Genomic DNA, 25987 nt, shown 5'->3' on the forward strand with positions numbered 1-25987 from the left:
GCACTGCTAGCGCAGTGCAATCCTTGGCAAAAGACGCAGAAGTGAACGATACCTTTACTGTGAAAGTAGACGATGGTAAGGGTGGTGTTGATGCTCAAGTAGTGACTATCAAGATTGTGGGCACTAATGATGCAGCAGTAATCAGTGGAGAGTCTTCAGGCACGATCACTGAAACTGATGCTGCACAATCTATTATCAAAACACTGACATCAACTGATATAGACGGTACTGCGAACAAATTCATCGCATTAGCTAGTACTGCTGGTAACGGTGGTTATGGCCATTTCACTATGACCGAAGGTGGTACTTGGACTTACTCCATGGATAATGCTCATGACGAGTTTGTAAAAGATCAGAAATACACTGATAGTGTGACGGTTAAAGCTGCTGATGGAACTGAGAAACTCATCTCAGTGACTATTACCGGTGCTGATGAAGTTGTACAGCAGCCTTGTGACTCAGAAGTTCCAACAATATCAAGCCTCAGCATTAGTGATGCTACAGGCATTCAGAATAAATATCTTAATAAGGATGACGAGGTAACCATTAAGGTACACATGTCTGAAAATATATTTGTAACCGGAACTCCAGGACTTCAGATTAATATTAATGGCTCACAAGTAAACACAACCTATGTTGATACGTCCGGATCAGACATTTACTTTAAATATAAAATACTTGATAATCAAAATGACTCAGATGGTATTTCAATTGATGCTAATAAATTAAATATTTCGAGCGCTTCAATCAAAGATTCTGCTGGAAATAATGCTAACCTAACCTATTCAGCAGTTGGTAATAACTCTGATTACAAGATCGATACAGCAGGACCATCAACAGGGGTCAAGCAAATTGGTGTTGATGGCCCAAAATTTAAAGCCGAATTAACTAAAGCACTATCTAGCGACGAAGTGGTTTCATATAGCTTTGATAATTTAACCTGGAAAGAGGTTGTTAATGTCAAGGGTACGGTAGCTGAGGTCACTCAGGCCTCTAATACTAAGATTTACATGAAAGTAGAAGATCTTGCTGGCAATTCATCTAGTGTTTTAAGTTATACGGCACCAAAGAAACCAATTGCTCTTGACCTTGACAGCGACAATCAAATTAGTTACCTAGATCAGTCTGCGGGCGTGACCTATCAATTCTCAGATACATCTGAGCTAGTTTCTACTGCATGGGTTGCCTCTAATGATGGTTTACTTGCTCGCCAAGAATCGAATGGCTCACTGAATATTGTGTTCTCCACACAAAATGACGAGACAGACCTCCAGGGTCTTGCTAAGGTTTTTGACAGCAATCAGGACGGTATCTTGAGTGCTACAGACTCAGAATTCAGCACTTTTGGTGTGTGGCAGGATGCGAATAGTAATGCCGTTGTTGATGCTGGAGAATTTAGTTCATTGACCGATAGAGGTATTGTTAGCCTATCACTTGTTTCTAATGGGTTAAGCTCTACCGCCGCGAATGGAGATGTCTTGATTTATGGTCAGACAGATTATGCTCAAGCTAACGGCGATCTTGGTGTTGCAGAGGATGTAGCATTTATTACAGCCTCCGTTTCCGATGTCGCTTCTGCTCCTGCAGTGGATATTCCTCTAGTGGGCATTGTTCCGGAGCAGGCTGACATTATTCCGGCATAAAACCTGGGTATTTGATGGTGACCAGATTGTTTGGTCACCACCTTTCCAGCTGCCTATAGATTTACCGCATCCAATAACAAAAGCCATATTTAGATAGATGCAAAAATACCTTAAACCCCCTCCAGCGGATAACGAGATTCTCGTTGCCTTATATGGCTACAAGAAGATCTTCCGCTCAGTCGGGTTTTTTACTGCTTGCATGAACTTGCTGTTGTTGGTTCCTTCCATCTATATGTTGGAGGTATATGACCGAGTATTAACCAGTCGTAATGAGTTTACGTTGTTGATGCTCTCGGTAATTATTGTATTTTTATATCTGATTTATGCGGCTCTCGATGCCATTCGCAGTCACACTGTAATTGAGGTGGGCAAGAAGATTGATGCTGAGCTCAATCACCGCACCTATACCGCTGCTTTTGAGCAGAATCTCAAGGTTCGCGGGGGTAATGCAGGGCAGGCCTTAAATGACTTAACCAATATCCGTCAGTTTGTTACAGGTCCATCGCTGTATGCATTTTTTGATGCCCCTTGGTTTCCATTCTATTTGGTAGTGATTTTTATATTTAATGGCTGGTTGGGATTATTCTCCACAGTCTGCGTTCTGATTTTGATTGTGATGGCTTTTCTCAATGAATCTGCTACTCACGAACCCTTAGCGGAAGCTAGTACTTTGTCAGTCCAATCATCTAATATCGCCAGTAATAACCTGCGCCAAGCTGAGGTCCTGGAATCGATGGGCATGCTTCCCGCCTTGCGTGATCGCTGGTTTACTTTGCATAGCAAGTTTTTGCATATGCAGGCGCTTGCCAGTCAGCGCGCTGCCACGATGGGAGCAATGACTAAGTTCTTCCGCACCTTAATGCAATCCTTAGCTTTAGGTTTTGCTGCTTTTTTAGTTCTAGAAAACAAACTCTCACCTGGCATGATGATTGCCGCAACCATTCTGCTGGGCAAGGCGACCGCTCCAGTAGAAATGGTGATTGGTTCTTGGAAACAATGGCGTGGAGTGGTGAGTTCTTATGATCGCCTCAAAAAACTGCTCTCAGATAATCCACCTCGCGTTGTAGGCATGAGCTTGCCAAGACCAAAAGGGTATTTAAGTATGGAGGGCGTCTATGCAGCGCCTCCTGGTGTAACTAAACCCGTACTGAAAAATATTAACTTTGCCATTGAGCCAGGAGATGTGCTCGGTGTCATTGGGCCGAGCGCCTCCGGAAAATCTACTCTAGCTAGGGTAGCAGTGGGCATTTGGCCATCTACACCCAATGCTGCGCGCATCGATGGTGCTGATGTCTATCGCTGGAATAAGGATGAACTTGGGCCGGCCTTAGGTTATGTACCCCAGGATATTGAAGTCTTCCCCGGAACCGTGAGTGAAAACATTGCGCGCTTTAGTAAATTTGAGCCAGAAGAGGTAATTGCTGCAGCTCAATCAGCCGGGGTGCACGACATGATTTTGCATTTTCCGGAAGGGTATGACACGCGCATTGGTGATGGCGGAGTCGGATTATCTGGTGGCCAAAAGCAGCGCTTAGCTCTAGCCCGGGCTTTATATGGCAAACCCAATCTCGTAGTCCTAGATGAACCGAATTCGAATCTAGATGAAGTGGGTGAGGCTGCCTTGGTAAGGGCGATTCAGGAGCTGCAGGCTCGCAAGGCCACAGTGATCGTCATAACCCATCGCATTCCCATTCTGCAGGTGACGAATAAGTTGTTACTGTTGCAAGAAGGTAATGCGCGCATGTTTGGTCCAACCGCTCAAGTCATGCAAGCCCTTCAAGGTAAACCTACTTCTAACGCTACTCCAGCAACTGGCAACGATCAGGTTGCTAATAGCAATCCTACTGCTGCTCCTGCTACTGCTAGTTCCGCTGCTGTTGCTTCCGCTACCGAAGCCCCTGAAGCAAAGTCTCGTAAGAGAATTGCTCGCAAACGAGTGGTTAAAGAAACTGTGGATATGGGCGATATCGTTGAGACCGCTCCAGAAAATCCTACTGAGGCCACCTCATGAATGAGTCAGCAGAAAAAGACTCTATTGAGCACGATGCTCAATCGCCTAATATCAATGTCGCGGCTACTGCATCAAATCCTCTTAAGGCTGATGATTTGAAGGCAAGTACAGCATTGGTTGTCACTAATGCTGCCAATATTACTAAGCAAGCTGTTAGTACGGCAATGACTAAGCTTTCTACTGGCTATGTAGAGTGGCATGATTTACGCACTGGCAAAAAAGACGAAAACTATTTTTCCTGGTTAGGCTGGCAGGTCTTAATTTGGGGATTTGGTGGCGCCTTACTGTGGGCGTTTCTAGCGCCGATTGAGAAGGGTGTATCCGCCTCTGGATACGTCATGACCGATAGCAACCGTAAAGCCATACAGCCCGCTTTTGCTGGTGTGGTGGATGACATCTTTGTTAAGGAAGGTCAAACCGTTAGAACGGGAGAGGTGCTGGTCAAGCTCAACCCAATCAGCGCAAAAGCACAGGCCAATGCCACCAAGGAATCCATTGATGGATTAGATGCTCAGGTCAAAGGCTTGTCTCAAGCTATTGCCCAGAAGAAGCAGCAATCTGCTTTGTTGGAGCGACAATTAGTCAGCTTGCGTGAATTGGCTGCTGAGGGCTATATGGCTCGCAATAAAGTATTGGAATTAGAGCGCCAACAACTACAACTCAAGGCCTCGATCTTAGAAGATGAGGGCAATCTCATTCGGACCAAAAAACAAGTGAGCGAGCAACAAGAAAAGCTCAATCCATTTGAGTATGACTTAGCTAATACCGAGTTGAAGTCTCCTGTTGATGGGCAGGTAGTCAACATCACAATTTTCACTAAGGGCGGAGTTGTGAGTCCAGGTCAAAAATTGATGGAAGTCATTCCGGTGAATGAGGCCATGATTGTGGAGGGCCAGTTACCGGTGCATTTGGTTGATAAAGTGCACGTGGACTTGCCGGTAGAAATGATGTTTACCGCATTTAATACCAACCGTACTCCCCATATTCCTGGAGTATTGATTTCAGTAGGCGCTGATCGAATTGTCGATGAGAAGACGGGTAACCCGTATTACAAGATTCAGGCGATTACGACGCCTCAGGGTGCGAAGCTTTTAAAAGATCTTAAGGTGCGCCCAGGAATGCCAGTGGAGCTATTTGTGAAGACGGGCGAACAATCCATGATGACGTATTTAATGAAGCCGATATTCGATCGAACCCATTCTGCGATGCGGGAGGATTGAGAGTGTTAAAACAACATAACTTACTCTCTAGCAAAGTCAGAGGGATGTTATTGGCCTTGGGTTGTATGGGTGTTATTCAGCCCGTATTAGCGCTAGATTTAATGCAGTCCTATGAGCTTGCCCTGAAGAATGACCCGGTATACCGTTCGGCTTCAAAAGACTATGAAGCAGGTATGGAAAACAATGGCATTGGGCGTTCGGCAGTAATGCCGAAGATTGCGGCGCAATATAACCAAAATGCTAATAGAGCTACTCAATGGGGCGCTCAATATACTGGCGGCCCCAATACTTCTACCAATTGGAGTTATCCGAGTAATTACACCTACGTTCAGTTAACGCAGCCGATCTTTAGTTTGGAGGCCTTTGCCAGATGGCGACAAGGGGTGGCTCAGGCGGATTTCAGTCAATCCAAATTTATCTTCAATACTCAGGATCTCTTAATCAGGGTATTGCAGGCCTATACCGATCTACTATTCTCATTAGATCAATTGCAGTTTCAGACTGCAGAGAGGGATGCTTTCTTGGAGCAATGGAATGTTGCCAAAAAGCTCAATAAAGGTGGTGAGGCATCGATAACGGATATGTTAGAGGCTGAGGCCGCTTATCAAGTAGCCGACGCTAAAGTGATAGACGCCAAGGACGCAGTTGAAAATGCCAGACGAAAATTTAATAGCGTGACTGGCGAGGCAGTAGATGATGCTTCGAAGATTAATAAACTCTCAGGTAATTTTCGCTACCTCAACCTCACTAGTATGAAGTTTGAGGATTGGAAAGAAAAAGCCTTAGCAAGCAATGCTGAGCTGAAAGCCGCTGAAAACAATATGGAAATTGCCAAGCAAGAGTATCGCAAGAACCATGCTGGGCACTATCCTGTAGTGAATCTGATTGGTGCCTTAACAACTCAACAGTCTAATACCGTTACCAGTATTAACAATACGACCAACCAAAGTTACCTTGGTGTTCAGATTAATCTACCCATTTTTAGTGGTGGCGAAACAAATGCGCGTAGCTCTCAGGCCTTAGCTAACTTCGAAAAAGCGCAGGCTGACTATGATGTAACAAAGGATAAGGTTGTTACTGAATTGCGGAAACAATATGACTTAGTGGTGTCTGGAAAGCAAAAGGTCCAGGCACTGACTTCAGCTCAAGAATCTGCTACTCAATTGGTAAAGGCGATGCGAAAGAGTGTGATGGCAGGCGAGCGTATTAATGTCGACGTGCTGTTGGCGGAGAAGGGCTTATTTAATACGAGGCGCGATTTGGCTCAAACTAAATACAACTATTTGGTTGCTTACTTAAAATTAAACCAGTTAGGCGGCAGTCTAGAAGTGGGTGATTTTGAGAAGGTGGCGATTTACTTTAAGAGTTAAGTGGCCGTCTACTTTTGATGAATTAGGTATCCGTTGCACGGCGTTTCGGATGCATCGCGGGATTATCCGTCTTTTGGAATTTCCCACAGAACACATAAAGCTCCATGCGGTTGCGCACAGCCAGCTTGTCGTAAATTGACGCCAAGTGATTACGCAAAGTATGTTCACTGATATGCAGGCTTTCAGCAACTTGCTTTAAAGTCTTCTCTGAATGTTGTTGAATAGCACGCGTGACTTTTTCCTCTTTAGAGGTCAGTGATGCTAATTTCTTTTGTTCGCTAGTCAACTCTTTAGGTGAGTTCGCCTGAGCAATTTGCAACAAAATTCTTGAGGTGGCATTGCGGTTAAGCCATAACTCACCTTCATGAATTTTCTCGATAGCCTTGAGAAGATTCTCAGTGGGCTCTGTTTTGTTAATCACGCCACGAGCACCGTTTACAACAGCTTGATCATGAATCTGTGAATTTCTACTGCCGGTGTAGATAATAATTTTTGCGGAACTTACTTTTAGTAGGGCGGAGATAAGATCGATCCCATTTTCTTCATGCAGATCTGGTTCCATCACAATCACATCAGGCGTAGTCTTGGATGCAAGTTTCAAGGCATCATTACTATTTGATGAAGTTCCGCAAATCTCCATTTGACTATGTGAGGCTAGAAGTTGGGTGATGCCCCAGAGCGTAATCTGGTGGGGATCGATGAGCTGCACCTTAATTTGCGCTTTTTTCGTTGCAGTATTCATAAGCATTCTCGGAGTGTAAATGAATTGGGAATATCTAGTACATTCAACCCATGGGTTTTTGCACCTAAATTGTGCTACTAGTATATATATACTAATTTAGATAAAAAAGACTATTTAAATTTGTAGATTCATTTCTTATTAGCCTTGATTCCATTACATTAATGTTTATAAGGGTAAGAATGATTTATTACCCAATAACGAGCTAAAAATACTGGAGTCCATTTGTTGCGCCGTTTGTTTGTTTTTTTATATATTGGGGTAATTACTAGTTTTATCTTGTTGGCGCAACCCGCATTCGCACTTGAGAAAGTTACTTTGCAACTCAAGTGGAACCATGCGTACCAATTTGCTGGTTACTACGCAGCTAAAGAATTGGGTTACTACCAGGATGCAGGCTTAGATGTACAGATTGCTCCTTTGAGGCCTGGGGCGGACGTATTGCATGAGGTAATCTCTGGAAAAGCAAATTTTGGCACTGGTAGCAGTAGCCTTTTGCTTTCTCGGCAGGACGGAGTCCCAGTAGTCGTATTAGCAACAATCTTTCAGCACTCCCCATATGTATTGATTGCACGTAAATTCAAAGACAATCAATCCATCCATGATTTAGACGGTAAGCCCATTTTATTGCGCAGGCTATCCGATGAATTAATTGCCTATTTAAAGCGAGAGCATATCGATCAAAAAAATTTGATTGGGTCTGCTCCGGGCATGGATACCATTGAGCAACTCAAGGCAGGTAAGGTGAGCGCTATTTCTGGGTATGTAAGTAATGAACCTTATCTCCTTAAATCTGCCGGCGTTCCTTACGAAATTTACTCGCCACGTTCGGCTGATATTGATATTTACGGCGACAATCTTTTTACCTCTGAAGCGGAGATTAAGAAAAATCCCGAACGGGTAGAGTTGTTTAGGCGAGCGAGTCTAAAAGGATGGGAATACATTCTCAGTAACCCCGATAAAGCGGCAGCCTTGGTTCGTAAATATGACCCAACTATCACCCAACAAAAGCTTGATTTTGAGATATCAAAGATTAATCCCTTGATACAGACAGATTTAGTCCCTGTCGGATTTATGAATGAAGTTCGCTGGAAACATACTGTGGATATTTATAGAGAAGCAGGTGTTCTGAATGATAACTTCAGCCTATCTGGTTTTATCTACGACCCAAACCCTAAGAGGGATTTAAAGTGGGTCTATGTTGGGTTATTCATAGTAGTGATTGCATTATTTCTGGTATCAGCATTCCTTTACTACATTGCACGATTAAATCATCGCCTACGACAGTCACTCGAGAAGCTCAGCCATCTCTCACAGCATGATGTGCTCACCGGCTTACCTAATAGAGCGTTATTTACCGATCGTTTGCAGAGGGCTATCTTGAAGGCTAAGCGAGATAAAACCCTGCTAGCCTTATTGTTTATAGATGTGGATCACTTTAAATCTATTAACGATGAGTATGGCCATCAAGAGGGTGATGAGGTGCTGAAAACATTTGCCAAGCGGATGATTGCCTGCATTCGTGATTCGGACTCTTTAGGCCGTATCGGTGGAGATGAATTTGTAATCTTACTGGAGGACTTGCCTAATGCTAGTGGCGCCATGGAAGTGGCTAAAAAGATTCAATCGGCAGTATCAATCCCTGTTTCAGCAAATGGTGGCTTGATTGCCAGCACAGTGAGTATTGGTATTGCTGAATTTCCAGGAGATGCTGATACTGAGGAGGGTTTATTTAAGTGCGCCGATCTAGCGATGTACGAAGCTAAGCAGGCTGGCCGAGATCAGGTGTATTTCTATTCTTCTGCCATTAGTCAAAAGAGAGAAAGTATTTAATGGCTCTAGCCAACCAACTATTTTATTTCTCTTTCGCTGCCGTTATGTTGGTGATGTTCATCGGTGTAATAAAGCGTACAGATACTTTGAAGCAGTCTGTGTATTTGAGTATCTCGTTGGGCTTGACGGCTCTTGCTGGATTTGGGTTTGCGCTTGCCGGTATTACGCCAGTCTTCTTGCTATCTCTTGGGAATACCGGCCTTGTCTTTTCTGGTCTTGCAGTGATTCTTTTTATTCGCTCTTGGGATCCTGACAACAAGGATGTAGATCCGCGCTACTTCTGGTTTGCTTTTTTTATTTTTCTGATTGGCTATGAGTTTTTAAGGATTTTTGCTTCGTTTAGTTTCCGCGTTTACCTGATGACGGGTTTAGTTGGGGCTCTCTCTCTAATGGGACTAGTGGAAACTTTTTTAGCGCCCAAAGAAGGTAAGCGGCTTCAATTTAACATTCTAAAAATAGCATTTATTGTGCAATTTTTACTTTTGGTAATCCGCGCCTTAAATACCACTTACGGATTAACTATCTCCACTGTATTCCAAGAGGAAGTTTTTGCAGCTACCCTACGGATGATGGCCATGGGATCTGTACTGTTGATTTTTTTATCGATCAACAACATCCTATTTGAAAGATTGCTTGGGCATGAGCGTAAGAAGGCGATTGACTCTGAACTGAAGATGCTTTCGAGCTTAAATGCCTTGGCACTAGCGCGTGATAATGAAACTGGCGCGCACATTGTCAGAACTCAGGAATATGTGAAATGTCTGGCCAGAAGATTAAGAAGTCAAGGCGACTATGAAGAGGCTCTATCAGATGAAGACATCAACCTCATGCATAAGGCTGCACCACTGCACGACATTGGTAAGGTTGGTATTCCGGATGGAATTCTGTATAAAAAAGGTGCGCTGACCTCAGAAGAGTGGGGTGTCATGAAAACACATGCCTACATTGGTGAAAATATCCTCACTTCTGCTAAAGCCCAGCTCCCCGATATTGTAGGTAGAGATGTTATTGATGTGGCGATTGAAATCGCTGCTGCCCACCATGAGCAATGGGATGGCGGAGGCTATCCCCGAGGCCTCAAAGGTGCAGAGATTCCCCTGAGCGCTCGCATTATGGCTTTAGCCGATATGTATGACGCTTTAATTAGTGAACGTGTGTATAAATCGGGGTGGAGCCATGATGAGGCTGTTGCTGAAATCCTGAGAAAGCGTGGCACTCATTTTGACCCCGTAGTGGTTGAAGCCTTTGCTACCGAACGAGATCGCTTTCAGGCCATTGCACAACGCCATCGTGACCTTGCTGGGGAGAGTAGGGTTTTTTCTGAGGCTGTTGATACATTTGAGAGGAAGCTTCATCGCTCCGAAGAAAAGTTTGAATTTTTATTCAAATGCTCTCCTATTGGAATGGCTATGGTGGATTATCTGACGGGCAAGTTTGTTGAGGTGAATGATGCATTGCTGGCCTACACGAAATACAGTAAAGAAGAATTTCTGAAGCTATCATTTTGGGACATTACCCCAGGTGAATATCAGAATCAGGAAGAGGCGCAGTTAGAGGACTTAAGAAAGAAAGGCTCCTTTGGTCCTAACCGTAAAGAATACATACGTAAAGACGGTACGCGTTTTCCGATTTCTATCCGAGGCTTCATTTTGACTGATGTAGATAGTCGAAAATTGGTCTGGGGAATTATTGAGGATCTATCTCCTCATTCTTTAAGTTCACCTTCATTAATACAGTAGTTATGTACTAGAAATTTAGGGCTGATCCGAGTGGTTAAGCCCCACACTATTGGGTATAGTGAAGTGTCAATAATGATAAAGATCTGATGGTCTAGAGATGATTCGAGTGCAACATGAATGAGGTTCTAGAAAAATCAACCATCTTAGTTGTCGATGATTCTTCAGATAACTTATCCCTGATATCTGGCTTATTAAAAGACCTTTACAGACTAAAGGTAGCAAATAATGGCGAGAAGGCCATTAAGATTGCGCAAGCCGATAAAAAGCCAGACTTGATTCTGCTTGATGTGATGATGCCGGGCTTATCTGGTTATGAGGTTTGCCAAGCATTGAAGGCCGATCCCTCTACACGAGATATCCCAATTATCTTTTTAACTGCAATGACTGGTGCGGATGATGAGAAAAAAGGGTTTGAACTGGGTGGTTCGGACTACATCACCAAGCCCATTAGCCCGCCAATTGTGTTGGCACGGGTAAAAACTCAATTACAAAACAAAGCGGCTGCCGACTTTTTGCGCGATCAGAATGCGTATTTAGAAAAAGAAGTATCTGAGCGAACCAAAGAAGTTATGGCTATTCAGGATGTCACGATTTTATCGATGGCCTCATTAGCCGAAACTAGGGACTCCGATACCGGAAACCATATTCGTCGTACTCAATACTACGTTTTGGCATTGGCAAACTCCCTTCAAGCTCACCCTCGTTTTTCTGAATACTTGACTGAGCGCAATGTGCGCATGCTTTTTAAATCTGCGCCATTGCACGATATTGGCAAGGTAGGCATTCCTGATCGGATTTTGCTAAAACCAGGAAAATTAGATCCAGACGAGTTTGAGATTATGAAGACCCACACCACCCTGGGTCGCGATGCCTTAGCTAATGCTGAAAAATCTTTAGGGATAGATGTGGAGTTCTTAAAGATGGCTAAAGAAATAGCCTATTCACATCAAGAGAAGTGGGACGGCTCTGGTTATCCAGAGGGCATTGGTGGGGACGATATTCCTATCTCCGCGCGCTTAATGGCGGTTGCCGATGTATATGACGCATTAATTAGTCGGCGTATCTACAAGGATGGGATGCCCCATGAAAAAGCCTGCGGAATTATTCTAGAGGGTGGCGGATCTCATTTTGATCCCGACATGGTAGATGCCTTCATGAAAATTCATGAAGAGTTTAAGGAAATCGCGCAGCGTTATGCTGACGGCGATAGCGATTTAGAGCAAAAGGTCAAATACATTGGCCAGGCAAAAACTTAGCAGTCTTTTTTAAGGAACTTGGCATGTATTCACAATCTCAAATAGCAGACACTCTTAATAAGTTTGAAATTAATGCGACTGACATCGCGCGCATTCGCGAGGCGGGTAAATTACTCAAGCCAGAGTTGGACGATCACATCAAATGCTTTTATGATTGGCTACGAGAGCACAAGGAATATCAAATTTTCTTCGCCTCTAATCCTAAGAGGCTAGAGCGTGTACGAGAACTCCAAAAGATTCACTGGGAAACCTTTTTCGATGCCAGTCTAGATGAAAAATGGTTTGCCTCACGAGTGCATGTCGGTGCTGTTCATGCCCACATTGATTTGCCTAATGATATTTACTTTGCGGGGATGTCGATGTCCGGAAAGTCTTTGGTAGATCGCATCAGAAAAATTAAGCCGGCGTTAAAAGATGCTGGTGAAATGGCGAATTCTGTCATGAAGCTCATCTTTGTTGATAGCTTTATCGTGATTGAGGAAATCTCACGGATCCAGAAGGAAAAAATTACTGCAGGTAGCAAGGCATTGATGGAGATGTCTACTCCTGTGACGCCAATTTGGGAGGGTATATTGTTGTTACCCTTGCTTGGTATCGTTGATTCCTCGCGTACTCAAGACATTATGAATAAAACCCTTGCTGAAATTGCAAAGACGAGGGCTAAGGTGTTTGTGCTGGATATTAGTGGTGTTAGCGCTATGGATACAGCTGTCGCTAACCAGTTAATCAAAATTACCAAAGCAACCCAATTAATGGGCTGTGAAACAATTATTTCTGGAGTGTCGCCAGCGATTGCGCGGACTCTAGTGGAGCTCGGCGTCAGCATAGGGGAAGTAAAAACAACAGCTACCTTGCGCGACTCGTTTGAGTTGGCTCTCAAGGCGGTGGGTGTGGATCGTCAGCTGTTAGGTAAGAACCTGAACCAGTCTTCATAGATGCATAGTTCTGCCGCTTCAAACGTCCTTGCAACTAAGGTCAAAGACTGTCTCATTGTGACGGTGGGAGAGGATTTGTCTGGAGGCGCCCTAGAGGAAGTGAGAAGGGTGGCATTAAGAGATGTTTATGAAAAGGGTTGCCAGAGCATTATTTTTGAATTATCTGCATTGAAATTCATGGACACCATTGAATTCGAGGGCCTTAAGACGATCTCAGAAATGGCATCGATCTTAGGGGCGCAATCTATGTTTGTTGGCTTGCAGCCGGGCATAGTTTCCCACCTGGTGGCTAGTGATGCGCAGACTGGGGGCATCAGTGCCGCCCTAGATTTGAATGAAGCCTTAGAAAAATTAGGAATCACGAATGCCGCTTCAGGAGATTAAATCTAAACCTGAGACCACGGTATTTATGATCAGTGATATGGCTGATGTGCAAATTACCGTGAGTCGGATCAATAACCCCTTGTTCATTAAAGAGGCGTCTGCTATTGATCGCTCCCTCATTGGCACCATGGTTTCTGAATTGGGGACCAATATTATTAAGTATGCCGGTAGAGGTTTAATTCGGATGGCCCAGGCAAAAGGTGACGGTACATTAGATATAGAAATGTGGGCAGAAGATAAGGGGCCTGGAATCGCCAATATTGCTCTGGCAATGAAGGATCACTTCACCACTGGTAATACTTTGGGATTAGGACTGCCAGGCGTCAGAAGAATGGCCGATCACTTTTCGATTCAGTCTGAGCAGGAGGATGGCACGATTGTTTACGCTCGTAAGCGGATCAAGGGAAGTAAGAGAGCTGTATTTTCTGATAAGACGCCTAGCATGAAAGAGTATGTGCCTGTTGAAGCGATCCATGCGATGTGGGATATCGGCTCACATAATCGCCCTATGCCTGGCGAGTATGTTTCTGGGGACTGCATCAGTATTGTTGAGTTCGGTCCTTATTTGCTACTGAGTATTGCAGACGTCTCGGGTCACGGCCTTAAGGCCCATGAATTGAGCGCCATTATTTCCACATACATTCAAGAGAATGTTAGTAGAGATTTGGCAGGATTAATGACTGGCCTTCACAAAATCTTAGTGGGTACGTTAGGTGCAGCTGTGGGGTTTCTGTTGATCGATATCCCAGCCCAAACCTTTCAATATCTTGGTGTTGGTAATACTGGCGCCAATCGCTGCGTAGGTGAACCATGGAAAGGCGTCTCTCGAGATGGCGTCCTGGGTCAACGCCTGCCAGGCTTTTATGCTCAAGCAGGATTTCTGAAAAATGGCGACGTATTTAGTATGTGGTCCGATGGTATATCGGATCATGCTGGCAGTAACTTTGTTAAAACTCATGTCTATGAATCATCAGAAAAAATTGCGCACGATCTCGTTGCTGAATTGGGTAAAGCCCATGACGATGCCAGCTGCATTATTTTTAAGTGGCTAGCATGAGTTTAATTGCTGAAATCAAAATTAATAGCGACGAAGATATTTTCGCGTTTAGACGGAAAATATATGAGCTCGTATCTCAGTCATCTGGTGAGATGCAGTTGGCGGCATCCATTACAAGTAGTGTCTCTGAAGATATGCGGGCAATTAGCAGGGAACTTAAGCAATTTAATGTCGGCGTTCAGTTAAATAGGGCTGATGGCATTCATGTTATGACCTTGATTTATTCAGATGCGGGCTCGAAGGATGATGCCGGTCCACTATTCCGTCGACTGGGACTTCAAATCACTCACTCGACAACTGCTCATGAGCCCCTCTCTGCGGCTAGGAGCTATCGTTTTCCAAAGCCACTCGCTAACGCTCCCTCCGACAGCGCTCTTCGTGAAATCCTAGAAGCCAAAAGCCGAGAAGCTTTATTTGCGGAGATTGATGAACAGCAAAAGGCGTTACAAGAAATTCTGGACAATAGCCCAGTATGTATAGGTTTTCGAGTTGGGGGAACCTTTAGGTATGTGAATGCGCAGTATCAACAGCAGTTTGGATTAAGTGCTGGAGATACCCTTGAGAATATCTATGCCTTTCCTGAGGAGCGCGTGTTGGTGCAGGAGGAATTAAAGCGTGATGGAGCTATTCGCAATAGAGATGTTACGTTTAAGAAGAAAAATGGCGAGCATCGCCCCAGCATCTTCACGATTTTGCCGATGATCTATAACGGCGAAAGCGGCTACATGGCCTGGGTGACGGATATCACTGAACAGAAGGCCGCGGAAGTGGCCATTCTGAACGCAAAGCAGGCGGCAGAAGAAGCCACTAAAGCAAAGAGCGATTTCCTGGCTAATATGAGCCATGAAATCCGTACTCCTATGAATGCCATTATTGGTATGTCGCATTTAGCCTTGCAGGGCAACCTGGATAAAAAGCAAAGAAACTATATTGAAAAGGTGAATAGAGCTGGTGAAAACCTTTTAGGAATCATTAATGACATTCTCGACTTCTCCAAAATTGAAGCTGGCAAGATGTCGATGGAGGCTATCGATTTCAATCTTGAAGATGTCATGGACAATCTGGCTAATCTAGTTGGCATGAAAGCCGAGGATAAGGGTGTTGAGCTCTTATTCAACATTCATCCGGATGTCCCAAGCTCCTTGATTGGTGATTCCCTTAGGCTTGGTCAGATTCTGATTAATTTGGGTAATAACGCAGTCAAATTTACTGAGACTGGGGAAATAGTCGTTGTAGTTGAAAAGATATCTGAAATGAATAAGGAGGTTGAGTTGCACTTTAGTGTGACCGATTCTGGGATTGGCATGAATCCTGAGCAATGCTCGAAGATGTTCCAGTCCTTTAGCCAGGCAGATGCTTCTACCACCAGAAAGTATGGTGGAACGGGTCTAGGATTAGCTATTTCAAAGAATTTAGTAGAGATGATGGATGGACGTATTTGGGTGGAGAGTGAGGCTGGAAAAGGGTCTGTTTTTCATTTCCAAGTAAAACTGGGCGTTCAAGATGGAAGCTCACAAAGGCAGATTACCAAGGCGGAGGAGTTGCTTGGGGTAAAAGTCTTAGTAGCTGATGACAATGCCTCTGCTCGAGAAATTCTGGTATCCATGGTCAGTGGATTGGGTATGGAAGTTGCAGAGGCTCGAGATGGGCTAATGGCTTTGGAGATGATCGGGCAGCACAGCTTAGATAAGCCATTTGATCTTGTTTTAATGGATTGGCAGATGCCCAAAATGGACGGCATGCAAGCTGCTCGAAAATTGATGGATATTGCTGGGGCACCAGCAGTCATTATGGTCACCTCTTTTGGTAAGGAGGACGCTATCAATTCTGCTGAATTGCAGAAAATCAATCTTGATCACGTTCTAACAAAACCGGTTACTCAGTCTAGCTTATTGGAGGCTCTTGGAAGTGCTCTGAAGAAGGCGATTCCAATGGCCGGTCGAGCCCATGAAAAGAGTGCTACTCAGGCAGAGTGGATGAAGCAACTTAGTGGTGCACGGATATTGCTGACTGAAGATAACGAGATGAACCAAGAGTTAGCGATGGAATTATTGAGCCAAGCGGGAATCAGAGTTACGATTGCCAACCATGGTCAAGAGGCATTGGATATCTTAGTTAAAGATCCTCACTTTGATGGCGTTTTGATGGATTGCCAAATGCCGATAATGGATGGTTATACCGCCACTCGCGAAATCAGGAAGTTGCCGCAGTTTGCTAAATTGCCCATTATTGCGATGACAGCAAATGCAATGGCAGGTGATCGTGAAAAGGTATTAGAGGCTGGAATGTGGGATCACATCGCCAAGCCGTTAAATGTTCAAGCGATGTTTGGCACGATTGCAAAATGGATTAAGCCATCAAACCCAGCCGCTCCTCCTGGTGTAACAAACGATACGCTTTCGCTTGTGGTGGATCAACTCCCACTCGCCAATTTGAAGGTGATCGATATTCAGGCTGGTATGGCAACCACTATGCAGAATGAAGGTCTTTATCGGCGCCTCTTGAGTAAGTTTTATCACGGCCAAAAAGACTTTGCTAGCGCCTTCTTAACTGCGCAAGTGGGTGCAGATGGTGATGCTGCCATGCGCTGCGCACATACGCTCAAAGGTAATGCAGGCAATATTGGCGCCAAAGGCGTGCAGCAGGCTGCAGGCGAGCTTGAGGATGCCTGCAAGCGTCAGTTAGCTCCATCTGAGATTCATGACTTATATCAAAAAGTGCTTTTGGAGTTAGATTCTGTCCTGATGGGATTGTCGGCTTTAGATGCCGCTGCCGCCAAGGAATCCTCTGAAGTTACTGTCTTTGATGCCGAGTCAATCAAGGCAAAATTAGATGTCCTGAAATCGCTACTTGAAGATAGTGATGGGGAGGCAGTAGATTGCTTAAATGATATTTTGGAGCAGGTTCAAGGTACTCCATGGGCGCTTCAGTTAAAGCAGGTTTTAAAGGACATCGATAATTTTGACTTTGATGTGGCCTTGGAAAAGTTGAAGCTAGTTCAGGTCTGATTAGCCCTTTTTGAGCTCTTAAAGAGTCTTCCTTCAGATCGGGTGATAATCTCCCCCGTGATGCCCTCAGATATTTGGGTGTCAAATATCAAGCAGAAATCACTTTTGGAACAAAGGCTAGCAAGATGAAAAAATTCGACGTTACATCGATTCTGTTTGGCGTTTTGCTTTCTATCATTGCGCTGTACTTTATGCTGCGCCCATCAACTGCAACCAGCGCGCCTACATCGACTATTTCTATTGTGAAAATTGGTAATCTATCTTGGGATCAAACCGAGATGACGATTGCAGATGTAAAGACCTTTGCCGATGCCACAGGATTTGTGAGTCAGGCCGAGAAAAATGGTGGTGGTCTTTCTTATGAAGGGGGTTTTGTGAAGAAGCCGGGCTGGACCTGGAAAACGCCATATGGTGTTCCTGCAAAATCGGCTGAGCCTGCAACGCATCTCAATCAATCTGAAGCAGCATCGGTGTGCCGTTTTTATGGCAAGCGCTTGCCTACAGATGCTGAGTGGACAGCGGCAGCTTTTTTGGAGCAAAGAGATAATCCTCCGCCTGCTTATAGCAAAGACCAGCGTTACCCATTTCCCGGTGGATTTACGCCCGAGACCTCGCATTGTCTTAGTGGCTGCGGCGACTACCAAGGCGTAGCCCCAGCAGGCGCCTTAAATCGCGGTACAGGCCACGTATTAACAGGAACCACTAAGCCAGGTGTGAATGGATTGCTAGATATGGGTGGCAACGTCTGGGAATGGACTGCCACTGAGCGTAATGGCGGTTTCATCACTCGGGGCGCCTCATGGTGGTATGGCCCGGAGAGGCAAAAAGAGTCTGACGTCGAGTCTAAGGCGGGTGAGATTGCCGTGGTTTATATAGGCTTTCGCTGCGTCAGCTGATCCCATGAAACAATAAGGGGATGACCAATCCCGCAGTCGATCCATCCGCTATTGAAATCACCCCTGAATACCAAGAGGTCATCGACGCCATCGAGCGTCATGACCCTTATATCTTTGTTAGCGGTAAGGCGGGGACTGGCAAGACAACCTTAATTGGTTATCTGCGTGAGAACATCCCTGGTAACGTAGTAGTAGTCGCGCCAACAGGCGTAGCCGCACTACAAGTGAAGGGTGTCACGATTCATTCCTTCTTTCGCTTGCCACCTCGATTGATCTTTCCTGAAGAGGATATCAAGCCCTTAAAAGATAAGCGCCTTTATAAAGATATTCGCCTACTGATCATTGACGAGATCTCGATGGTGAGAGCAGATGTTGTGGATGCGATGGATTTATTCTTGCGTGCCAATGGCCCGCAGAAGAGCGAGCCCTTTGGCGGTATTCAGGTGATGTTTGTGGGGGATTTATTTCAGTTACCCCCTGTGGTCTCTAATGCCGATATGCAAGTCCTATCTGAGCGTGGCTATGAAGGGCCATATTTTTTCTGCGCTATGGCATTACATCGTAAAGATGTGACGATGGTGGAACTATCGAAGATCTTCCGTCAGAAAGATGCGCACTTTGCAGGATTGCTCAATCAGATCCGCATCAATCAAGATATTGATGAAGCGCTTGATACCTTAAATGCCGTTTGCTATGAAACTAAGAAAGAGGCGGATGAGCAAACAATCACCTTAACTACAACGAATGCCCGGGCAGATCAAATTAATAATGCCGGCTTACGGGCGTTAACAACGGATGCCAAGGTCTATACCGGCAACAGTACTGGCAAATTTAATCTCGATGATCGCAATTTGCCATCACCCAACCACCTCACTCTGAAGGTTGGTGCCAAGGTGATGTTTACTGCAACCGATAGCAACTTCCCCAAGCGCTGGGTAAATGGCACGATTGGAGTAGTGCGCGAGTTACTTCCCAATACCGTGAAGGTCATGGTTCAGAATGGACCTTACTCAAATACGGTTGAAGTCAAAGGGCATCAATGGGAGTCTTATCGCTATGACCACGACATGATGTCTGGGAAGATCTCACCAAACATCATCGGCACCTTTGTACAGATTCCCTTAATGCTGGCTTGGGCGGTAACTATTCATAAGAGTCAGGGCAAGACCCTCGACAAAATTAAGGTGGACCTTTCATCAGGCGCCTTTGCATCAGGGCAGGTCTATGTCGCCCTAAGTCGCTGCACCTCCATTGAGGGCATCACCCTAGAGCGACCTATACAGTCAAAAGATGTTAGCTGCGATCAAGAAGTGAAGCGTTTTTATCTGAACTGCTTGCCAGGCTAGTATTTAAAGCCCCTTGACTTTGGTATGAAACAGTTATAACATTGTTATAACTATGAAAAAACAGCTCCATCTACAAATTCGTCAAATCGGTAACTCTCGTGGAGTGGTTATTCCTAAGGCTATTCTTGAGCAGGTGGGTTTTGATAATGAAGCAGATCTGGTGATTGAGGGTGACAAGCTTGTCTTGAGTAAGCCTAAAAAAAATCCCCGAGAAGGCTGGGCCGAAGATTCAAAAGCAATTTCCGAAGCTGGCGAAGATATCTTAGTGTTAGGCGACTTTATGAATGAAGCTGATGAGGATTGGGTTTGGTAAAAAGCATCGTTTCACGCGGAGATATTTGGTTAATTAATCTTGATCCTACTTTGGGTAGTGAGATCAAAAAGACCCGACCATGCGTTGTTGTCTCACCACAAGAGATGCATGACTTTCTACGAACCGTGATTATTGCGCCAATGACCACAAAGGGGAGGTCGGCATCCTACCGAGTGCCGATTACTCATGATGGTAAAAAAGGATTGATATTGCTTGATCAGATTCGCACGATAGATAAGGCGCGATTAGTTAAAAGATTGGGTGCAGTTAGCAATAAAACATTGGGAGCTAGCCTTGATATTCTGCAGACAACTTTTACCTTATAGTTAAGCCTTAGAAACCCGCTGCCAACCCATCTCGACGATGGTCACTGCCGGCAATATAAGCATCCTTAGTTTCTTCGCCCAATAGCGCAATCGCTTGGGCGCTACCAAAGTCCAAACTGTTCGCTGGCATCACACTTACCTCATGTCCCATCGCCTTTAGTCCTTCGACTACTACTGTCGGCATGGATGACTCTACAGTGAGTTTACCCACATCATCAATTCTCCAGCGCGGCGCATCAGAGCAAGCCTGTGGATTGAGATATTCATCTACAAAGCGCATCACAAATTGGATATGACCTTGGGGCTGCATATTACCCCCCATCACACCAAATGCCATTGCGGGTTGATCGCCTTTAGTGAGGAATGCCGGAATGATGGTGTGGAAAGGGCGCTTACCTGGTGCAACTTGATTAGGGTGGCCATCTACCAAGCTAAAGCTCATGCCGCGGTTATGGAAGGCAATGCCACCTGGGGCGACAACTCCAGAACCAAAGCCTTTGAAGTTGGACTGTATATAAGAAATCATCATGCCAGATTGATCTGCAGCGCAAAGATAGACAGTGCCACCAGCGTGGGGATCTCCTGGGCCATAGCTACCTGCCTGATTATGATTGATTAGTGCGGCACGACTGGCTAAATAGTCTCTATCTAATAAAGCACTCGTTGGTACCCTCATGGTGCTGGCATCGGATACATGAGCATAAGCATCGGCAAATGCCATACGCATAGCCTCGATCTGCAAATGTATGCGCTGTGCCGAGTTAGCGGGATACTGCTTGACATTGGCAGCCTGCAAAATTCCCAGGGCAATTTGCGCTGCAATACCAGAGCCATTGGGTGGAATCTCATGCAGTGTGTAATCGCCATAGTCAAAAGCTAAGGGTTCAACCCACTCTGTTGTATTGGCTGCAAAGTCCGCCATAGTGAAACAGCCGCCAGTGCTTTGAGCAAAGTCGACCATGCTTTGGGCTAGTTTTCCAGTATAGAAAGACTCACCTTCGGTATCAGCAATTTCACGTAGGGTGTTAGCTTGAGCTGGGTAACGCCAAATTTGTCCGGCGCTAGGCGCCTTGCCATCAATTAAGAAGGATTCGCTAAAGCCCGGTTGATTTTTTAGAATCGGAATAGCCTCACGCCATTGGCGCGCAATCACGGGTGAAACTGGAAAGCCGTTTTCAGCATAGTCAATCGCACGTTTAAATAGTTGCGCAAAAGGTAGCTTGCCAAATTTACGAGATAGTTCAATCCATCCAGAAACCATGCCCGGCACCGTCACCGTATTCCAGCCAATCAAATCCATTGCAGATTTGCCAGAAAAATATTCCGGCGTCCACGCTGCCGGTGCGCGACCAGAGGCATTCATACCATGGAGTTTTTTACCATCCCAAATGAGTGCGAAGCCATCACCACCTAAGCCATTCATGGTGGGCTCTACTACGGTGAGCGTGATCGCAGTGGCCAAGGCCGCATCGACAGCATTGCCGCCGCTTTGTAAAGCTTCGATACCCGCTTGAGTTGCTAATGGCTGCGAGCTAGCAACTGCATTCTTGGCTAAGACTGGGGCGCGACCGCCACCATAGGGTGAGGAAATTAACATGGGAGGTTCTTCTGGTAAGGAGATGCAGTGAGGAATTAATCGATCTTGATATTAGAGGCTTTAACAATCTTTAACCACTTAGCATGCTCAGCGCTGGTGATGTCTGTGAGTTTTTCTGAGTTGGCAAACTCTGGGTGAATACCTTGATTGGCTAACTTATTTTTAAAATCGGGATTAGTCAAAATCTTGCGAATTTCTTTTTCCAGTCGAGCGATGATGGCTGGAGAAGTTCCCTTTGGGGCATAAATGGCAAATAAATTCTCCACATCAAATTTTTTCATACCATCTTGCTCAAAGGTAGGCACGTTGGGCATGAGTGGTGAGCGTTCTGTGGAGGCAATGGCAATAGGACGTAGTTTGCCGCTTTGAATATGGGGTAGGGAAGCAGTCACGCTATCAAACATCATCAAGGTATTACCAGCGATTAGATCGGGTAAAGCAAAACTGCTTCCTTTGTAAGGAACATGAACTCCAGTAGCGCCGATCCGTTGCATAAACAACTGCGATTCAAGATGGGATAAGGTACCGTTTCCTTGAGAAGCGTAATTAAAGTTGCCGTTCTTTGACTTAATAAAGGCGATCAGCTCCGGCAAATTTTTAGCGGGAACACTGGGATTTACTTCAACAATATGGGGAACAGAGCCCACTAGAGCTACAGAAGCAAAATCTTTTTGGAGATCAGCAGGGGGATTTTTAAAGAGTGCTTGAGAAATCGCTTGATTGGTTAAGGCACTGAAGTGAATGGTGTATCCATCGGGGTTGGCCTTAGCTGCGGCACCCAAACCAATCATGCCGCCAGCACCGGGTTTATTTTCAATGACGACAGCCTGTCCCAGCGCCTCACCCAGAGGAGCTGCAATACTGCGGGCGAACACATCAGTTGAACCTCCGGCAGGAAATGACAGAACCATCTGGATTGGTTTTTTTGGCCAATCAGTATCAGGTGCGGCCATGCTGGCATGCATTAGTCCAAAAGAAAGTGCTGCGCCAAAGAGGGTGCGATGAATCGGATTCATGGAGGCCTTTGTAGAAAATAGATTGAAGTATTGAGTTACTGAATTATTTTTCATCTTTTAACCAATACCACTTATAGAGAACACTTTGCCCTAATCTTCTAAAGGGGGCAAAAGCTTCGGATCGAACTTTGCCGAGAATATTTGGGAATTCTAATGCGGAGTTGTAAATGGGTAGCTTAAACACCTCTGCATTGGTGTTGCTGCCTGCAACGAGTTCAGCCAAGCGCTTTCCTGCCCAAGTGGAAAATGAAACGCCATTACCGCCGTAGCCTAAAGCGTGCCATACCTTTACCTTGGGATCTGGTTGTGTAATCCGCGGCATCATGTCGTGACTCACATCTACCCATCCCCACCAAGAGTAATCAATGGGGATGCCAGCTAACGGTGGAAATTTTCTGGCAATAGCGTCAGTTAACAGTTGGAGATGTTCGGGTGCTTGAGCATCCGCTCCGCTGATGGAGCTTCTGCTACCTAATTGCAGGCGCTTATCCTTTAGGAGGCGGTAATAAAAGCGGAGCGTACGTGTGTCAGTTAAAAAAGTGTGTGAACGAAAGTTGCACGCCTCAATTTCGCTATCAGTGAGTGGTCTGGTAACTACAGAGTTTGAGAGTATCGGCAGAATTCGGTTTTTGATCGGCTTGAGCCCCTGTATACCGTATCCACCAGTACAGATAGCGATCCGCTTAGCGCGTACGACCCCGCCTGGCGTTTGAATGTGATGAATTCCGTTAATTGTTTCCCAGCCTTCAACTGGGCTGCTTGTGTGAATCTTTACTCCCAGTTTTTGGGCTTTTTTAAGCAGGCCAAATGTAAATTTCAGCGGATGAATACCCACACCTTCGCGCTCTAGAAGTGCTCCAGCCGCATCATGATCGTCGCAATATTGTTCTCTGAGTTCTTGGGCGCTCAGCAATAGCGGATCGTAGCCAAAAATAGTTTTACGGACTCTGGCTTCATTTTGAAGGTAAAGCATTTTTTCTGGACGATGTGCAACGTAAAGATGACCGCCATCAAAGGCATCGCAGTCAATGGTATTCACCAGCTCTTTAAAGTTATCGAACCCCGTATGAATTTCTCGATCTAACTTTTTAGCAGTCTCTAAACCCCAACGCTCAATCCATTGTGAACGCGATAATCTGCCACTAGCATTTTGACCCTGCCCACCACTTCGACTTGAGCAGCCCCAAGCAATATTATTTGCTTCCAAGATGGTCGCTTGTATGCCATGTTCTTGGGCTAAATAGAGAGCGGTTGAAACTCCTGTGGAGCCTGACCCAATAATGACGGCGTCGGTATCAATGTCCTGCGTTACGGGCCCATCTGTCTCAGGTGGGATGCCGGCGCTTGCAACCCAATAGCTCGGCGCATAGTCTCGGCCTCTACCTGGGATCAAAGAGGTAAGAGGGTCGTATAGAGGGTCATAGCTTGAGTGTGGCATCTTCAAATTCAGCATTCTGATTTTGCCGCCGGCAAATTGGGGCGGTTCTTACGAAAAACATTTTTCAATTGAATCTTGCCATCTTTGAAAGTAAAAATATCTACGCCATCAGCTTCAACTCGAGAGCCATCAGCTGCGGTGCCAGTAAAGGTCCACTCTGATACCCCAAAGTTGCCATTCACAAAATGTCGATCGTGAAGCCATTGCGCATCTGGAAAATTAATCCAAGCACTTTCAAAGGCCGCTCTTACTGCATGGGTGCCTTCGTGACGTGTGCCACAAGCATCTGGACCTGCAGCTGTTTGGAAAACACAGTTATCACTCATAAATCCCATTAAAGCATCCAGATCGTGGCGGTTCCAGGCTGCGCTAAATTCGGCTAAGAAATGAACTGTGACTTCGTGATAAGTACTTTGCATATTGAATTAGGTAAAGGCGGTTGTTAGGTGAATTCGTTTGAATGATCGAATGAAGTACTATAGTAACGAATAATTCATAAAAAAATACAAGAGACAATGATGGAAAACAATATCAGCTCAGTTGACATGTCGGCCTACTGGCTTCCCTATACGCCTAATCGCTACTTTCATCAGAACCCCAAGGTCATGCGATCAGCCAAAGGAGCTTACTACTTTGATGACCATGGTCGAAAATTATTTGACGGACTATCGGGCCTATGGTGCTCACCTTTGGGGCATGCTGATCCAAGAATTGGTGCAGCCATTCAAAAGCAGTATGAAACCATGGATTACTGCCCGGCATTTCAGATGGCGAGTGAGGCCACATTCACCTTGGCTAGCCGCATTGTTGACATGGCACCCGTTGGTTTAGATAAAGTATTTTTTACCAACTCTGGATCAGAGGCGGTAGATACTGCGCTCAAAATGGCGATTGCCTATCATCGCTCTATGGGAAATGCATCGCGCTTTCGGATGATTGGTCGCGAGCGCGCTTATCACGGCGTAGGCATTGGTGGCATTTCGGTTGGAGGTATTGTTGCTAACCGCAAGGCGTTTGCTGGAATGATGATGCCGGGTGTAGATCACTTACCTCATACACTCAACCTCTCTCAAATGGCTTTCTCGAAAGGTCAGCCAACTTGGGGTGCGCATTTAGCAGATGAGCTGGAAAACATTGTTACCTTGCATGATGCGAACACCATTGCTGCAGTTATTTTAGAGCCCGTGCAAGGATCCACAGGAGTACTGGTACCACCACAGGGCTATCTGCAAAAGATTCGAGATATCTGCACCAAGCATGGTATTTTGCTGATTTTTGACGAGGTCATTACTGGATTTGGGCGCCTAGGAGCGAATTTCGGTGCGGATCGATTTGGTGTAACGCCTGACATGATTACCTTTGCTAAAGCAATCACGAATGGCGTCATTCCCATGGGTGGTGTGCTGGTACGTGGTGATATTTATGATGCGATCATGGCGCAGGGCGGTCAAGAACAAGCTATCGAATTCTTTCATGGCTATACCTATTCTGGACACCCCATTCCTACAGCGGCTGCTCATGCAGTCCTGGATATTTTTGAGTCTGACGACTTAGTCAATCGCGCTAAAGCGCTTGAGCCTGTCCTAGAGAACTCATTACATGCTCTCAAGGGAAAAGCAGGGTTGCTGGATATTCGGAACTTTGGTCTTTCTGGTGCGGTCGATTTAACCCCCATTGCTGGTAAGCCAGGATTGCGGGCCATGAAGACCTTGGAGGCTTGCATTGAAAGAGGCGCTCTGGTGCGTATTACCAATGACACAATCGCAGTGGGGCCACCGTTTATTTCCACGCCAGCCGAGGTGGAATTTTTGGTCAGCGTATTGAGTGATGCGATTGACGCTGCAATGCAGATTAAATAAT

Annotated in this window: 21 protein-coding genes; 16 read left to right on the forward strand and 5 right to left on the reverse strand. The window is 45.4% G+C overall.

The window, feature by feature from the left end; translation table 11 throughout:
* The 4 genes from ICN42_RS06280 to ICN42_RS06295 all read left to right on the forward strand — a co-directional run.
* On the forward strand, window positions 1–1643 hold a 1643-nt coding region (locus ICN42_RS06280), incomplete at its 5' end, for a VCBS domain-containing protein (protein ID WP_216252301.1).
* Between the two features lie 97 nt (window positions 1644–1740).
* Window positions 1741–3654, forward strand: a complete 1914-nt coding sequence (locus ICN42_RS06285) for a type I secretion system permease/ATPase (protein WP_216252303.1) — start codon at window positions 1741–1743, stop codon at window positions 3652–3654.
* A complete protein-coding gene (locus tag ICN42_RS06290; protein WP_255539263.1) occupies window positions 3651–4874 on the forward strand; it encodes an HlyD family efflux transporter periplasmic adaptor subunit in 1224 nt (407 codons plus the stop codon). Before ICN42_RS06285 ends, ICN42_RS06290 begins: the two co-directional genes overlap by 4 nt.
* A gap of 2 nt (window positions 4875–4876) precedes the next feature.
* The gene (locus ICN42_RS06295; RefSeq protein WP_216252305.1) at window positions 4877–6244 is read left to right on the forward strand and encodes a TolC family outer membrane protein; all 1368 of its coding nucleotides are present in this window, start codon (window positions 4877–4879) and stop codon (window positions 6242–6244) included.
* A 22-nt stretch (window positions 6245–6266) separates the two neighbouring features.
* On the opposite strand, the gene ICN42_RS06300 is transcribed toward ICN42_RS06295, so the two are convergent.
* Window positions 6267–6986 (reverse strand): response regulator transcription factor, encoded by a 720-nt coding sequence (locus ICN42_RS06300; protein WP_216252306.1) that lies wholly within the window; start codon window positions 6984–6986, stop codon window positions 6267–6269.
* Between the two features lie 222 nt (window positions 6987–7208).
* Here ICN42_RS06300 and ICN42_RS06305 point away from each other — a divergent pair, with 222 nt between their 5' ends.
* The 11 genes from ICN42_RS06305 (at window position 7209) to ICN42_RS06355 (ending at window position 20076) form a co-directional block, all read left to right on the forward strand.
* Window positions 7209–8816: a GGDEF domain-containing protein gene (locus tag ICN42_RS06305; RefSeq protein ID WP_216252307.1), complete on the forward strand. Its 1608-nt coding sequence runs from the start codon at window positions 7209–7211 to the stop codon at window positions 8814–8816.
* Window positions 8816–10555 (forward strand): HD domain-containing phosphohydrolase, encoded by a 1740-nt coding sequence (locus tag ICN42_RS06310; protein ID WP_216252316.1) that lies wholly within the window; start codon window positions 8816–8818, stop codon window positions 10553–10555. The genes ICN42_RS06305 and ICN42_RS06310 overlap by 1 nt, the downstream gene beginning before the upstream one ends.
* Before the next feature lie 113 nt (window positions 10556–10668).
* Window positions 10669–11811 carry a two-component system response regulator gene (locus ICN42_RS06315; RefSeq protein WP_216252317.1) on the forward strand — a complete coding sequence of 381 codons (1143 nt, stop codon included), beginning with the start codon at window positions 10669–10671 and terminating at the stop codon, window positions 11809–11811.
* Window positions 11812–11834: 23 nt separating this feature from the next.
* Complete coding sequence (locus ICN42_RS06320; RefSeq protein WP_216252318.1) at window positions 11835–12746, forward strand: protoglobin domain-containing protein; 912 nt, start codon at window positions 11835–11837, stop codon at window positions 12744–12746.
* Window positions 12747–13130, forward strand: a complete 384-nt coding sequence (locus ICN42_RS06325; protein ID WP_216252319.1) for an STAS domain-containing protein — start codon at window positions 12747–12749, stop codon at window positions 13128–13130.
* Window positions 13111–14187 (forward strand): ATP-binding SpoIIE family protein phosphatase, encoded by a 1077-nt coding sequence (locus ICN42_RS06330; protein ID WP_216252320.1) that lies wholly within the window; start codon window positions 13111–13113, stop codon window positions 14185–14187. The genes ICN42_RS06325 and ICN42_RS06330 overlap by 20 nt, the downstream gene beginning before the upstream one ends.
* Window positions 14184–17195 (forward strand): PAS domain-containing hybrid sensor histidine kinase/response regulator, encoded by a 3012-nt coding sequence (locus ICN42_RS06335; RefSeq protein WP_216252321.1) that lies wholly within the window; start codon window positions 14184–14186, stop codon window positions 17193–17195. Before ICN42_RS06330 ends, ICN42_RS06335 begins: the two co-directional genes overlap by 4 nt.
* 125 nt (window positions 17196–17320) lie before the next feature.
* The gene (locus ICN42_RS06340; protein WP_216252322.1) at window positions 17321–18091 is read left to right on the forward strand and encodes an SUMF1/EgtB/PvdO family nonheme iron enzyme; all 771 of its coding nucleotides are present in this window, start codon (window positions 17321–17323) and stop codon (window positions 18089–18091) included.
* 20 nt (window positions 18092–18111) lie between these two features.
* Complete coding sequence (locus ICN42_RS11995) at window positions 18112–19437, forward strand: ATP-dependent RecD-like DNA helicase (RefSeq protein ID WP_216252323.1); 1326 nt, start codon at window positions 18112–18114, stop codon at window positions 19435–19437.
* A gap of 52 nt (window positions 19438–19489) precedes the next feature.
* Complete coding sequence (locus tag ICN42_RS06350) at window positions 19490–19750, forward strand: AbrB/MazE/SpoVT family DNA-binding domain-containing protein (protein ID WP_216252326.1); 261 nt, start codon at window positions 19490–19492, stop codon at window positions 19748–19750.
* 5 nt (window positions 19751–19755) lie between these two features.
* Window positions 19756–20076, forward strand: coding sequence for a type II toxin-antitoxin system PemK/MazF family toxin (locus ICN42_RS06355; RefSeq protein ID WP_216252974.1), 321 nt, complete (start codon window positions 19756–19758; stop codon window positions 20074–20076).
* A 7-nt stretch (window positions 20077–20083) separates the two neighbouring features.
* Here the strand turns inward: ICN42_RS06355 and ICN42_RS06360 are convergent, their stop codons facing one another.
* From ICN42_RS06360 to ICN42_RS06375, 4 genes are read right to left on the reverse strand one after another with little or no spacing between them, the layout of a single operon-like run.
* Window positions 20084–21673, reverse strand: a complete 1590-nt coding sequence (locus ICN42_RS06360; RefSeq protein ID WP_216252328.1) for a gamma-glutamyltransferase family protein — start codon at window positions 21671–21673, stop codon at window positions 20084–20086.
* 35 nt (window positions 21674–21708) lie between these two features.
* Window positions 21709–22743, reverse strand: a complete 1035-nt coding sequence (locus ICN42_RS06365; protein ID WP_255539264.1) for a tripartite tricarboxylate transporter substrate binding protein — start codon at window positions 22741–22743, stop codon at window positions 21709–21711.
* Complete coding sequence (locus tag ICN42_RS06370; RefSeq protein WP_216252330.1) at window positions 22733–24142, reverse strand: FAD-binding oxidoreductase; 1410 nt, start codon at window positions 24140–24142, stop codon at window positions 22733–22735. The genes ICN42_RS06365 and ICN42_RS06370 overlap by 11 nt, the downstream gene beginning before the upstream one ends.
* The gene (locus tag ICN42_RS06375; protein ID WP_216252332.1) at window positions 24136–24546 is read right to left on the reverse strand and encodes a nuclear transport factor 2 family protein; all 411 of its coding nucleotides are present in this window, start codon (window positions 24544–24546) and stop codon (window positions 24136–24138) included. Before ICN42_RS06375 ends, ICN42_RS06370 begins: the two co-directional genes overlap by 7 nt.
* 96 nt (window positions 24547–24642) lie before the next feature.
* Here ICN42_RS06375 and ICN42_RS06380 point away from each other — a divergent pair, with 96 nt between their 5' ends.
* On the forward strand, window positions 24643–25986 hold the full coding sequence (locus ICN42_RS06380) for an aminotransferase class III-fold pyridoxal phosphate-dependent enzyme (protein ID WP_216252334.1): 1344 nt from the start codon (window positions 24643–24645) through the stop codon (window positions 25984–25986).
* Window position 25987 lies beyond the last annotated feature (1 nt).

The sequence above is a fragment of the Polynucleobacter sp. 71A-WALBACH genome, from assembly GCF_018882365.1.
In the GTDB taxonomy this organism is placed as follows: Bacteria; Pseudomonadota; Gammaproteobacteria; order Burkholderiales; family Burkholderiaceae; genus Polynucleobacter.